Annotated in this window: 12 protein-coding genes; 9 read left to right on the forward strand and 3 right to left on the reverse strand. The window is 65.1% G+C overall.

The genetic code is table 11. From position 1 onward, the window contains the following. Positions 1–153: 153 nt before the first annotated feature. A complete protein-coding gene (locus C0V78_RS13035; RefSeq protein WP_216822197.1) occupies positions 154–891 on the forward strand; it encodes a hypothetical protein in 738 nt (245 codons plus the stop codon). Between the two features lie 102 nt (positions 892–993). Continuing rightward, a complete protein-coding gene (locus C0V78_RS13040) occupies positions 994–3051 on the forward strand; it encodes a M13 family metallopeptidase (RefSeq protein WP_173843448.1) in 2058 nt (685 codons plus the stop codon). 48 nt (positions 3052–3099) lie between these two features. On the opposite strand, the gene C0V78_RS13045 is transcribed toward C0V78_RS13040, so the two are convergent. Continuing rightward, positions 3100–3639, reverse strand: a complete 540-nt coding sequence (locus C0V78_RS13045) for a cytochrome c (RefSeq protein ID WP_101798372.1) — start codon at positions 3637–3639, stop codon at positions 3100–3102. A 218-nt stretch (positions 3640–3857) separates the two neighbouring features. Between C0V78_RS13045 and C0V78_RS13050 the strand changes: the two genes are divergently transcribed. The 4 genes from C0V78_RS13050 (at position 3858) to C0V78_RS13065 (ending at position 8470) form a co-directional block, all read left to right on the forward strand. Beyond that, positions 3858–4652, forward strand: coding sequence for an SDR family oxidoreductase (locus C0V78_RS13050; RefSeq protein ID WP_101798373.1), 795 nt, complete (start codon positions 3858–3860; stop codon positions 4650–4652). A 159-nt stretch (positions 4653–4811) separates the two neighbouring features. Further along, the gene (locus tag C0V78_RS13055) at positions 4812–6227 is read left to right on the forward strand and encodes a sugar porter family MFS transporter (RefSeq protein WP_256385689.1); all 1416 of its coding nucleotides are present in this window, start codon (positions 4812–4814) and stop codon (positions 6225–6227) included. 16 nt (positions 6228–6243) lie between these two features. Then, the gene (locus C0V78_RS13060; RefSeq protein ID WP_101798375.1) at positions 6244–7017 is read left to right on the forward strand and encodes a HesA/MoeB/ThiF family protein; all 774 of its coding nucleotides are present in this window, start codon (positions 6244–6246) and stop codon (positions 7015–7017) included. 136 nt (positions 7018–7153) lie between these two features. Continuing rightward, a complete protein-coding gene (locus C0V78_RS13065; protein WP_101798376.1) occupies positions 7154–8470 on the forward strand; it encodes an amidohydrolase family protein in 1317 nt (438 codons plus the stop codon). Between the two features lie 34 nt (positions 8471–8504). On the opposite strand, the gene C0V78_RS13070 is transcribed toward C0V78_RS13065, so the two are convergent. Further along, the gene (locus tag C0V78_RS13070) at positions 8505–9218 is read right to left on the reverse strand and encodes an NAD-dependent deacylase (RefSeq protein WP_101798639.1); all 714 of its coding nucleotides are present in this window, start codon (positions 9216–9218) and stop codon (positions 8505–8507) included. 35 nt (positions 9219–9253) lie between these two features. On the opposite strand from C0V78_RS13070, the gene dapB reads away from it, so the two are divergent. The 3 genes from dapB to C0V78_RS13085 are packed head-to-tail and all read left to right on the forward strand — an operon-like array spanning position 9254 to position 11093. After that, positions 9254–9982: a 4-hydroxy-tetrahydrodipicolinate reductase gene (gene dapB, locus C0V78_RS13075; protein ID WP_101798377.1), complete on the forward strand. Its 729-nt coding sequence runs from the start codon at positions 9254–9256 to the stop codon at positions 9980–9982. Between the two features lie 11 nt (positions 9983–9993). Further along, a complete protein-coding gene (gene nth, locus C0V78_RS13080; protein WP_101798378.1) occupies positions 9994–10650 on the forward strand; it encodes an endonuclease III in 657 nt (218 codons plus the stop codon). Positions 10651–10688: 38 nt separating this feature from the next. After that, positions 10689–11093 (forward strand): hypothetical protein, encoded by a 405-nt coding sequence (locus C0V78_RS13085; RefSeq protein WP_173843450.1) that lies wholly within the window; start codon positions 10689–10691, stop codon positions 11091–11093. 3 nt (positions 11094–11096) lie between these two features. Here the strand turns inward: C0V78_RS13085 and C0V78_RS13090 are convergent, their stop codons facing one another. After that, positions 11097–12419: a dicarboxylate/amino acid:cation symporter gene (locus C0V78_RS13090; RefSeq protein ID WP_101798640.1), complete on the reverse strand. Its 1323-nt coding sequence runs from the start codon at positions 12417–12419 to the stop codon at positions 11097–11099. Positions 12420–12524: the final 105 nt, after the last annotated feature.

Genomic DNA, 12524 nt, shown 5'->3' on the forward strand with positions numbered 1-12524 from the left:
AATCTGCTCTTCTGAAAACCTTGCACGCTTCATCGTCTGTCCTTCCTTCAGGCCAGACTCTAATCGCTCGTGGAGGAAAATCAGGGGGTCACGTCACCGGGGCTTCCGCTTTCTGAGTGGATCATTAGACCTCGCTCCAACCGTCAAGATGCATTGCCTCTCAAGAACGTCTTCACTCCTACGAGCAGCACGAAAGATGTTCGCGGCGACAAATGGGCTGACGATGCAATCGGGAGCATGATTGTATTTGGTAACGACCTCCAACACGCTTCTTCGGGAACGGCATTGCTCTCGTCGGGATATGGAAACGCTGGCGCCTTCTTCGTTACGACTAAGAACCTCTGGCAAGCCGCGATCGTCTTTTCCGTCCGCCGCCTTATCAAACCAACATGGCTCAACGACCGTGACCAGTTCCTCCAACCCAGCCAGCCGCTCACCGAAGAGTTCAAATCCGATTGCCTGATCTGGATGCTGTTCAACGGCAGCAACCTCTCCGCCGGGGCCGATGGCCTCGAATGGAACGACCGGACATGGTCGCTGGTCAATCACTTCATCCCCTTCACTGAGGCAGAGGTTGGCGCGAAAGACCGTTTCGAAAGCGACTTTATGGTGCGCCACATGGCGGGCATGGCCTTCTCACCCGAGGCGCAGGCCGTGCTTGATGAAGGGCGCAAGCTATGGTCCCGCTTCCATGCCACTCAATTTGCCCGCAAGATCCGCGACGAACTGAAACTCAATCGCGCCGATGCCGGCTGGTATCAGGTCCGCAAGGCGCTCGAAGCCAATCAGGAAAACGAGGTCACCGATTTCACCCGGTTCAAGGCCGCCTATGCCGCGCTGGGGGACAAGCTGCGCCCGCAGGTATATGCACTAGGGTTCTTGCCTGAGTAGTACTCACCCCATTCCACCAACCGCCCTCACCCCTCCACCAACGGCATTGACTCGTTATCGCCTGCGCGCGAGGCAGGGCCGGATCGTTTCATGGGGAACCAGATGAAGCCTGCCATCCTGCTTGCCAGCGCTGCCGCGCTGGCCCTTGCCTTTCCTGCTGCCGTTTCGGCGCAGACCTCCTCTCCCGCTGCCGCTGCCGCGCCTGCTGCCACCGCAGCCAGCGATCCGGCCAAGACCGGCAAGTACGGCGAATGGGGCTTCGCGCTCGATTATCGCGATACGGCGGTGAAGCCGGGCGACGACTTTGAGCGCCACGCCTCGGGCAAGTGGCTGGCGAACACGCCGATCCCGGCGGACCGGGCGAGCATCGGATCGTTCCTTGAACTGTTCGACCGCACCCAGGCCCACCTGCGCGACCTGATCACGAAGGGCGCCGACACCAAGTACGGCGCCTTCTACGCCAGTTTCATGGACGAAAAGACCATCGAGGCGCGCGGTAACAAGCCGCTGCTCGAGGATGTGGCACGGGTCCGCGCGATTGCCACCAAGCGCGACTTTGCCCGCTTCATGGGCACCACGCGCGGCGATTTCGGCATGGCTCCGTTCGACTGGTCGGTAGAGGCGGACACCGCCGATCCGGGCATGAACGTGCTGTGGATCTACCAGGGCGGCATCGGCATGCCCGAGCGCGACTATTACCTGAAGAAGGATTTCGCGCCGCAGCGCGCCGCCTATCGCGCCTATATCGCGCGCACCCTTGCCACCCTGGGCGAGCCCAATGCCGCGGCCATGGCGGGCAAGGTCATGGCCTTTGAAACCGCGATCGCCGAAAAGTCGTGGCCGGCTGCGGACCGCCGCGATGTCGACAAGGTCAACAACCCGATGTCGAGCGTGGAACTGACGGCATGGGCGCCCGGCATCGAATGGACCGCCCTGTGGGAAGGCGCGGGCGTGCCCGCCCAGAAGCGCATGATCGTTTCCGAAAAGACCGCGATCCGCGACATCGCCGGGATCTATGACAAGACCCCGCTCGACGTGCTGAAGGCCTGGCAGATGTTCCACATCGCCGATGGCGCATCGCCCTATCTTGGCCGCCGCATGGTCGAAAGCCGGTTCCAGTACCGCAAGACGATTTCCGGCGTGAAATCGATCCTGCCGCGCTGGAAGCGGGCCGTGGCGCAGGTCGATGGCTCGATGGGCGAACTGCTCGGGCAGGACTATGTCAAGGCGCACTTCCCGCCCGCCGCCAAGGCGGAGATGGAAACGCTGGTCGCCAACCTGAAGCTGGCCATGGCCGACCGCATCAAGGCCAACGCCTGGATGGGCGCGCCGACCAAGGCGGCGGCGCTGGAAAAGCTGGCGCGGATGGACGTGATGGTCGGCTATCCCGATAAGTTCCGGGACTATTCCGGCCTGACGATCGATGCCGGCGACCTCTACGGCAACGTCAAGCGCGCGGGGCTGTTCGATGCCGCCTATACGCTGGCGGACCTGGGCAAGCCGGTCGATCGCAAGAAGTGGGCAATGAACCCGCAGACGATCAACGCCTATAACGGCGGGCTGGAGAACAAGATCGTGTTCCCCGCGGCGATCCTGCAGGCACCCTTCTTCGACATGGGCGTTGACGATGCGGTGAACTATGGCGCCATCGGCGGCGTCATCGGCCACGAGATCGTCCACGGCTTCGACGACCAGGGCCGCAAGATCGACGCCACCGGCGCGGTGCGCGACTGGTGGACGAAGGAAGACAACGACAAGTTCGTGAAGGAAGCCAAGGTCTTCGGCGACCAGTACGCCAAGTTCGAGGCGGCACCCGGCCTGTTCGTCAATCCCGACCTGACCATGGGCGAGAACATCGCCGACCTGGGCGGACTGACCGTGGCGCTCGATGCCTATCGCAAGTCGCTGGGCGGCAAGGAAGCCCCGGTGATCGACGGGCTGACCGGCGAACAGCGCTTCTTCCTCGCCTGGGCGCAGGTCTGGCGCGAAAAGAGCCGCGAGGATGCGCTGCGCAGCCAGGTAACGGCCGATCCGCACAGCCCCGGCCGCTTCCGCGTACTCGGCCCGCTGGCCAACATCGACGACTGGTACAAGGCCTTCGGCGTCAAGCCGGGCGACAAGATGTACATCCCGGCGGAAAAGCGCGCGCGCCTGTGGTGATCGCGGCCTGAGGCGATCCCCCTTCCCGTCCGGAAGGGGGAAGCCGGATCAGGTGGTCTTCTTCGGCTCGCGATAGACTTCGTGGCACTGCTTGCACTGCAGGGCATCGCCCAGCATGCCGAGCACGCCCTGGACATTGCCGGTTGCGCCCACCTTGGCCATCGCCTCGGTCGAGGTGACGAAGTGGTCCATGCGCTTAGAATAGTCGGCCCAGTTCGACCAGGCCTCTGCCTTGGTGCGCCCGCCGGGGATCTTCATCTGGAACAGGGTGTGCGATTCCTTCGCGCTGTCGGCGATGGAACGGGTGGTTTCCGCCAGCTTGCTGGCAGGCGCGAGGCCGGCGACGATATCGCCCAGCAGGTCGGCATCCTTTTCCAGCTGGATCATCGCCTGCTGGCGTTCATAGATCAGCGTGTCGATCTCTTCCTTCGACATCTTGGAGATGTCCGCCGGTGCCGTGCTGGCTGCCGGTGCGGCCGCCGAAGTGTCCGATGCGGCCTGCCCGGCCTGCTGCCATGCCATCGAGGCTACCAGCACCGCCAGCGAAGTGCCCAGCACACGGCCCCGGAAAAAACCCTTGCGATTCATCAATCCCCGCCTTGTTCTTGTTAGCGTCTGTCCGCGCCGTTTATCCGGCCGCGACTGTCACTTGGCTGAACACGGATGAGCCCTGCGGGGCAAGTCGCGAATTGTCGCAATGCACCGCGCCGACGATAACTGCGCGCGGGCACTGGCCAGACCATTGCCAGCCCCGTGTCACGGCCTAATGGCATTTGCCGATCAACCGATTTCGAGGGAAACACGCCATGAAGATCGACAATTCCATCGCTGCCGTCGTTACCGGCGGTTCTTCCGGCCTTGGCCGCGCCAGCGTCCTCGCCCTTGCCGAAGCAGGCGTGAAGGTCGCCATTTTCGACATCAACGAGGAAGCCGGCGAAGCGATCGCCAAGGAAGTCGGCGGCGTGTTCTGCAACGTCAACATCATGGACGAACAGTCCGTGCTCGACGGTTTCGAAAAGGCCCGTGCCGCCAATGGCCAGGAACGCATCGTGATCCACTGCGCCATGGTTGCCGGCGGCGGCAAGACCGTGGGCTGGGACAAGGAAAACAACTGCTACAAGCGCGCCGCCACCGAAGGCTTCGCCCGCTCGATGGAAGGCATCGCCACCGCCACCTACCGCGTCGCCTCGATCGCCGCGCTGGGCATGGCCAATTCCGAACCGCTCAACGAAGATGGTGAGCGCGGCTGCATCATCCTGACCTCGTCGGTCGCCTCGCAGGATGGCCAGATCGGCCAGGTCGCCTATGGCGGCGGCAAGGGCGCGGTCAACGCCATGGTCCTGCCGATGGCGCGCGACCTGATGGACGTGGGCGTGCGCGTCAACGCCATCCTGCCCGGCACCTTCGCCACGCCGCCGATGCTCGGTGTCAAGGCCAAGGCCCCGGCGATCTACGAAAACCTGGAAAAGGCCGTGCCCTTCCCCAAGCGCCTGGGCGAGCCCGCCGAATTCGGCAGCCTGGCGATGGAAATCGCGCGCAATTCCTACATCAACGCGCAGCTCTTCCGCCTCGACGGCGGCATCCGCTTCACCCCGAAGTGAGCCGCGCCTGCCGGCGGTGCGCCGCCGGCAAGCCGAACCGAACGCAGCACGCCCGATCCCTTCGCGGTTCGGGCGTGTTGCTTTTTCGGCCCCGGCAATGTTCGCGCAAACATAACAGTTGCCGCCCGCACGCCATTTGCTAGTCAACTGGCAAGACCAATATCGGGGGCGGGGATGACTTCGGCACAAAAGCAGGCAAATCTGGGCTTCATCGGCCTGATCGTCGCGGTGGCGACGCTGGGCGGGTTCATGTTCGGATACGATTCCGGCGCGATCAACGGCACCACGCGCGGGCTTGCGACCACCTTCGGGCTCGACGAGGCGAACCTTGGCCTTACGGCCAGCTCGCTGCTGCCGGGCTGCGCGCTCGGCGCTTTCCTTGCCGGGCGGCTGGCCGACCTCAAGGGCCGCCGCTGGGTCATGCTTTCGGCCGCCGTGCTGTTCATCCTCAGCGCGCTGTGGGCCGGGGCGGCGAGCAGCGCGATCTCGTTTGCCACGGCGCGCTTCCTCGCCGGTGCGGCGGTGGGCGCGGCATCGGTGCTGTCGCCCGCCTATATCTCGGAAGTCACCCCGGCGCACCTGCGCGGGCGGCTGTCGTCGATCCAGCAGATCATGATCATCACCGGCCTGCTGGGCGCGGCGACATCGAACATGATGCTGCAACGCTTCGCCGGCTCCTCGCTCAACGAGATCTGGGGCTTCCCCGCCTGGCGCTGGATGTTCTGGGTGCAGGCCGTGCCGGCCCTGCTGTTCCTCGTCTCGCTGCTCTTCGTGCCGGAAAGCCCGCGCTACCTTGTCGCCAAGGGCCGCATGGACGAAGCACGCGCCGTGCTCGCCCGCCTGTTCGGCCCGGACGAGGCCGATCGCGTGGCGCAGGAGATCAGGGATTCGCTCGCCACCGATCATCAGCCCAGCATGGCCGACCTGAAAGATCCGGCCACCGGCAAGTGGCGCACCATCGTGTGGGTGGGCATCGGCCTTGCCGTGTTCCAGCAGTTCGTCGGCATCAACGTGGTGTTCTATTACGGCATCATGCTGTGGGAGGCGGTGGGCTTTACGGAGCAGCAGGCCTTCACCACCCAGGTCATCAACGATGCCGTTTCGGTGGGCGCCTGCATCGTCGCGCTGCTGCTGATCGACAAGGTGGGGCGCCGGCCGCTGCTGCTGATCGGCTCGCTGGGCATGGCGATAACGCTGGGGCTGATGACCTTTGCCTTCACGCAAGGGACGATCATCGACGGAAGGCTCGTCCTGCCTCCGGAAATGGGCACGCTGGCCTTCATCGCCGCCATTTCCTACGCCGCGCTGTTCAACCTTTCGTGGGGCCCGGTGATGTGGGTGCTGCTGGGCGAGATGTTCCCCAACCAGATGCGCGGCAGCGCCCTCGCCGTCGCCGGTTTCGCGCAGTGGACCGCCAACTTCGCGATCTCGTCGAGCTTCCCCTGGGCGCTCAAGAACCTGGGCCTGTCCACCGCCTATGGCTTCTACGCCACCTGCGCGCTGATCTCGTTCTTCTTCGTGCAGCGCATGGTGAAGGAAACCAAGGGCAAGACGCTGGAGCAGATGGAGGGCTAGTGCTAGGCGGCAGGCGATGACCCTCGCCCCTGACCGCCTCGACCGTTTCGCCCGCCATATCGTCCTGCCCGAAGTGGGCGGCGCCGGACAGGTTGCGCTGACACAGGCCCATGTCGTGCTGGTCGGCTGCGGCGGCATCGGATCGCCCGCGCTGCAATACCTTGCCGGTGCCGGCGTCGGCCGGCTGACGCTGATCGACGATGACGTGGTCGATGCCAGCAACCTCCAGCGCCAGACGATCTTCACCCCGGCCGATATCGGGCGCCCCAAGGCAGAGGTCGCGGCGCAATGGGTGGCCCGCTTCGATCCCGCGATTGAGGCCCGCGCGGTCGTGGAACGTGTCGGGATGGACAACGCCGCGCGGGTCCTCGGCGGGGGTGCCAGCCTTGTACTCGACGGGTGTGACAACTTCGCGACCCGCCTCGCGGTCTCGGACAGCTGCGTGAAGCTGGGCGTGCCGCTGACCAGCGCCGCGCTTGGCCGCTTCCAGGGCCAGGTGGCGAACTTTGCCGGCCACCTGCCCGACCAGCCCTGCTATCGCTGCTGGGTGGGCGATGCCTTCGATGCCGAAGATTGCGATACCTGCGCCGCCGATGGCGTGCTGGGGGCCATGGTCGGCATGATCGGCGCCTATGCCGCGATGAGCGCGATCCGCGTGATCCTTGCCGGCCACGCCGCCTTCGGTGATCCGCAGTGGGGCCAGCTCCAGCTGTTCGATGGCCTTGCCCCTTCGCTGCGGACGATCCGCGTGCCGCGCGACGCCGAATGCCGGGGCTGCTCAGCCGCCTGAACCCCGCCGCCATCGCCTTTGCGATGCCGCCGCGCCGTTGCAGTTGATTCGCATCAAGGATTTCCCGGCCGCTTCCCGGAACAGTGGCAAGGTAAAGCCGCGCCCCGCGCGGTCCTGCCAATTGGGAGTCCCTGCGATGCAAATGGAAGACATGGTGATCATCAGCGTTGACGATCACATCAGCGAACCCGGCGATCTGTTCACGCACCACCTTTCCGGCCCGGCGCTCGCCTCGGCGCCGCAGATGAAGCAGAAGTCGAACGGTTCGAACTACTGGGATTACCAGGGGCTCAAGATGGCCTCGGTCGCGCTCAACGGCGTGGTCGGGCGGCCCAAGGAAGAATACGGCATGGAGCCGACCAGCCTCGACCAGCTGCGCCGCGGCTGCTGGGATCCGGCGGCGCGCGTGGATGACATGGACGTCAACGGCATTGCCGCCAGCCTCAACTTCGGCACCCTGATCGGGCTCGACGGGCTGATGTTCTGCAACGCGCCGGACAAGACCTATGCCGTCAACCACGTCCAGGCCTACAACGATTATCACTGGTACCAGTGGTGCCAGGCCCACCCCGGCCGCTTCATCATGAACGGCATCCTGCCCGCATGGGACATCGACGCCACGGTGGCGGAAATCCACCGCCTGGCCAAGCTCGGCTGCACCTCGGTCTCGTTCAACGAGAACCCGACCAAGCGCGGCCTGCCTTCGGTCCACAACCCGCACTGGGAACCGCTGTGGAAGGCCTGCGCCGATACCGACATGACGATCAACCTGCACATCGGCGCGGGCAACCCCAGCCCGCACGCCACCGATGAATCGCCGATCGAAGCGTGGATCACGACCATGCCGATGTCGGTTTCGATCGGCCTTGCCGACTGGCTGCACCTTGAAGCGCTGCACCGCTATCCGCTGAAGATCGCCATGTCGGAAAGCGGCATCGGCTGGATCCCCTACCTGCTCGAACGCGCTGACTATGCGCACGAACAGCACTCGGCATGGACCCATTCGGATACCTACCTCAAGGGCAAGAAGCCTTCGGACGTCTATCACGAACACTTCTATTCGTGCTTCATCGACGATGCCTATGGCTGCCGCAACCTCGACGCGCTGGGCGAGGACAAGGTCTGCTACGAAGTCGATTACCCGCACTCCGACGCGCCCTGGCCGAATGCTCCTGAAGTGCTGTGGCGCTCGGTCAGCCAGCTTTCGGACGAGGTGATCGACAAGATCACCCACAAGAACGCGATGAGCCTCTACCGCTTCGACATGTTCGGCCAGATCCCCAAGGAAGAGCTGACGGTGAAGGCCCTGCGCGCCAAGGCGGCGGCCAAGGGCGTCGATACCACGGTGAAGTCCACCGGCGGCGCGGCTCCCGAAAACCAGGGCGACAAGAAGCGCGCCATCACCTCGGGCGATGTCAACGCCATGTTCAAGAAGCACGCCGAAGCGGTGTGATCCGGCGGCCCGGCGGCGTCAGCGTCGCCGGGCCTCAGCCCGCCAGCATTTCCTCGACCCACTCCGGCACCAGCTCGCTCGCCGGCCCCAGCCGCGTTTCGTGGAACCAGCGCGATCCCTGCGAGGGTTCAAGATTGAGCTCCAGCGTCCGCGCGCCCAGATCGCGGGCCGACTGGACGAAGCCCGCCGCCGGATAGACCGCGCCGGACGTCCCGATCGAAACGAACAGGTCCGCGCTCCGCAAGGCCGCGTGGATGCGGTCCATGTGATAGGGCATCTCGCCAAACCAGACGACATCGGGCCGCAACGCCCGCGCGCCGCAGGCGGGGCACGGCGGCCCATCGATCAGCGGGCCGCGCCAGTGGGACCGGGTGTCGCACAGGGTGCACCAGGCCTTCAGGTGTTCGCCATGCATGTGGATCACGCTGGCGCCTGCCCGCTCGTGCAGGTCATCGACGTTCTGCGTCACCAGCGTGACCGTGCGGCCCATGCCCTTCTTCGGCCAGGCCTGGTCAAGGCGGGCCAGCGCCATGTGCGCCGCGTTCGGCACCTTTTCCTGAATCGCGGCGCGGCGCATGTCATAGAACCGCTGGACGAGGCCGGGGTCGCGGGCAAAGGCCTCGGGCGTGGCAACGTCGTCCACCCGGTGCCGCTCCCACAATCCGCCCCCGTCCCGGAAGGTATCGATGCCGCTTTCGGCGGAAACTCCCGCGCCGGTAAGGATCACGATATTGCGGAATTGGGTCATGTCGCCCATGAAGCACGTCCTTCAGGGGAGTTTCAATGGCACGCATCGGCATTATCGGCAGCGAAGGACGCATGGGGCAGGCGCTGGCCCGGGCCATCGCGGCGGCAGGCGAGACCCTGTCCGGCGGGATCGACAAGGGCGGCGATCCGCTGGCCCTCGCCCGCACGAGCGACGTGCTGGTGGACTTTTCCAGCCCCCACGCGCTCGAGGCGAACCTCGATGCGGCAGCGGCGGCGGGCATTCCCATCGTCGTCGGTACCACCGGGCTTGAGGAGCGGCACCACTTCCTGTGCGATCATGCCGCCGAACGCACGGCCGTGCTGCAGACCGGCAATACCTCGCTTGGCGTCAACATGCTTGCCCACCTTGTGCAGGAAGCGGCGGCGCGGCTGGGCGAGGACTGGGATATCGAAATCGTCGAAACGCATCACCGCATGAAGGTGGATGCGCCGTCGGGCACCGCGCTGCTGCTGGGCGAGGCTGCGGCCAGGGGCCGGGGAATTGACCTTGCCGCCAGCAGTGAGCGCGGGCGCGACGGCATCACCGGCGCACGCCAGAGCGGCGCCATCGGCTTTGCCAGCCTGCGCGGCGGCACGGTTCCGGGCGATCACACCGTCCACCTGTTCGGCGATCACGAACGCATTGCCCTCTCCCACCTCGCCGAAGACCGCATGATCTTCGCCAAGGGCGCGATCCGCGCGGCGCAGTGGCTGCTGGGCAAGCCGGCCGCGCGCTACACCATGGCCGAAGTGCTCGGCCTGTAAGGAGCGGTCCTTTGAAGAAGGACGATGTCTTCGAATTCTTCCGCCGGCTGGCCGAGCTGAACCCCTCGCCCGAAACCGAGCTGGAATCGGGCAACACCTATCAGCTGCTCGTCGCGGTCGTGCTTTCGGCCCAGTCGACCGACGTTGGCGTCAACAAGGCAACGCGCGCGCTGTTTCGCGAGGTGAAGACGCCCGCACAGATGGTCGCGCTGGGTGAGGAAGGGCTGAAGGAGCATATAAAGACCATCGGCCTGTTCAATTCAAAGGCCAGGAACGTCATTGCCCTGTCCGAAATCCTCGTGCGCGATTTCGGCGGCGAGGTGCCGGCGGACCGCGACGTGCTGACCACCCTGCCCGGCGTTGGCCGCAAGACCGCCAATGTCGTGATGAACAGCGCCTTCGGGGCGGAAACCTTTGCGGTCGATACCCACATCTTCCGGGTCGGCAACCGCACCGGGCTGGCGAAGGGCAAGACCCCGCTGGCGGTGGAAAAGCAGCTCGACAGGAAGGTGCCGCAGCCCTTCCGCGTCGGCGCGCATCACTGGCTGATCCTGCACGGCCGCTACATCTGCAAGGCGCGCACGCCCGAATGCTGGCGCTGCCCGGTGGTGGACCTGTGCGCCTACAAGCCCAAGGTGCTTGAGAAACCCGGCAAGTCCAAGGCATAGTACCGCGCAGGGGGCGACTCGTTTTCAAGGAGCGAACCATGAAACGCCGGACCATGCCCTTTGCCGCCGCAGCGCTGATCGCAGGTTTCGCCGGGCTTGCTACCACCAGCCCGCTTGCCTCGAAGCCCGGCCGCAACCCGGTGCCGCCTGCGCGCGAAACCGGCCCTGCGGAAAGCTGCGTTCCCCTTACCCAGTTGCGCGACAGCCACATTCGCGATGATCGCACGATCGACTTCATGCGCGACCGCACCCGCGGCTGGCGCGTGACCCTGCCGCAGGATTGCCCGGGGCTGAAATCGGCGAACGCCTTTTCCTACCAGACCTCGCTCAGCCAGCTGTGCAGCGTGGACGTGATCCACGTGCTCTACCAGTTCGGCAGCGGCTTCCAGCGCGGGGCCTCGTGCGGGCTGGGCAAGTTCCAGCCGATCGAACTGGCGAAATAGCCCTCAGCTCTTGAAGTTCGATTCGTCGAGCTCCAGCCCGGCGCGTCCCGATGCGACGGTATGCGCCGGGGCGTGCGGGTGTTCGACGAATTCCGGCTCCTCCACCTCGAGCATGCCTTCCCACTTGGTGATGACCGAAGTGGCGACCGCATTGCCGACGACATTGGTGGCGGTGCGGCCCATGTCGAGGAACTGGTCGATGGCCAGGATGATCGCCACGCCCTCTACCGGCAGGCCGAACATGGCCAGCGTGCCGGTGATGACCACCAGGCTGGCGCGCGGCACCGCGGCAATGCCCTTGGACGAGATCATCAGGGTCAGCAGGATCATGATCTGCGTGGTGATCGACAGGTCGATGCCATAGGCCTGCGCGATGAAGATCGTCGCGAAGCTCATGTACATCATCGAGCCATCGAGGTTGAAGCTGTAGCCCAGCGGCAGCATGAAGCCCGAAATGCGGCGCGGCACGCCGAAGCGGTCGAGCTGTTCGAACATCTTGGGCAGCGCCGCCTCGCTCGACGCGGTCGAGAAGGCGATCATCATCGGCTGGCGGATGTAGCGGATCAGGGTGATGATGCGGCGGCCAAGGAACACCGCCCCGATGCCCAGCAGGATCACCCAGAGCAGGGCAAGGCTGAAATAGAACTCCAGCAGCAGCTCAAGGTAGGTCTTGAGGATTTCGAGGCCCGATGCCGCGACGACATTGGCCAGCGCACCAAACACCGCAACGGGCGCATAGCGCATGACGTAGCCGGTGATCTGCAGCATCATTTCCGCCAGCGCATCGGCGCCGCGCACCAGCGGCTTGCCCTTTTCGCCGATGGCCGAAAGCGCAACGCCGGCGAAGATCGAGAAGACCAGGATCTGCAGGATGTTGTTGGTCGCCATCGCATCGAAGGCGTTCTTGGGGAAGATCGACAGGATGAACTCGGTCGCCTTCAGCTCCTTCACCTCGCCCACGGTCTTGGCGGCGGCGGCGGCATCGGGGATCGGCGCGCCGATACCCGGTTGCAGCAGGTTGACCATGACGAGGCCCAGCCCGATCGAGATCAGGCTGGCCGTGATGAACCAGGCCAGCGCGCGAAAGCCGATGCGGCCCAGCGCCGTACTGTCGCCCATATGGGCAATGCCGACAACGATGGTGGAAAGCACCAGCGGCGCGACCAGCATCTTGATCAGGTTGAGGAAGATGTCGGACAGCAGCTTGAGCCAGGGGGCGATCTCGGCCTTGATCATGGCGGCAGGAACCATGAGGTGCAGCGCCTGCCCGACGACCACGCCCAGCACCATGCCGATCAGGATATAGAGTGTCAGCCGCCGGTCCATCGCGCCCATTTCCCCCGAGTGAAAGATTGTTGCGGGTGAGACTAACGGGGCGCGGCCAAGCTGGCAATGCGCCTTGGCCGGGCGGCCCGGTCACTTGCGTTTTTC

The organism is Novosphingobium sp. TH158, from assembly GCF_002855555.1.
Lineage (GTDB): Bacteria > Pseudomonadota > Alphaproteobacteria > Sphingomonadales > Sphingomonadaceae > Novosphingobium.

Excerpts from the sequence above, each read along its gene's own strand:
- C0V78_RS13040 (WP_173843448.1), top strand. The coding sequence starts at position 994 with ATGAAGCCTGCCATCCTGCTTGCCAGCGCTGCCGCGCTGGCCCTTGCC.
- C0V78_RS13045 (WP_101798372.1), bottom strand. The coding sequence starts at position 3,639 with ATGAATCGCAAGGGTTTTTTCCGGGGCCGTGTGCTGGGCACTTCGCTG.
- C0V78_RS13050 (WP_101798373.1), top strand. The coding sequence starts at position 3,858 with ATGAAGATCGACAATTCCATCGCTGCCGTCGTTACCGGCGGTTCTTCC.
- C0V78_RS13060 (WP_101798375.1), top strand. The coding sequence starts at position 6,244 with ATGACCCTCGCCCCTGACCGCCTCGACCGTTTCGCCCGCCATATCGTC.
- C0V78_RS13065 (WP_101798376.1), top strand. The coding sequence starts at position 7,154 with ATGCAAATGGAAGACATGGTGATCATCAGCGTTGACGATCACATCAGC.
- C0V78_RS13070 (WP_101798639.1), bottom strand. The coding sequence starts at position 9,218 with ATGACCCAATTCCGCAATATCGTGATCCTTACCGGCGCGGGAGTTTCC.
- dapB (WP_101798377.1), top strand. The coding sequence starts at position 9,254 with ATGGCACGCATCGGCATTATCGGCAGCGAAGGACGCATGGGGCAGGCG.
- C0V78_RS13085 (WP_173843450.1), top strand. The coding sequence starts at position 10,689 with ATGAAACGCCGGACCATGCCCTTTGCCGCCGCAGCGCTGATCGCAGGT.
- C0V78_RS13090 (WP_101798640.1), bottom strand. The coding sequence starts at position 12,419 with ATGGACCGGCGGCTGACACTCTATATCCTGATCGGCATGGTGCTGGGC.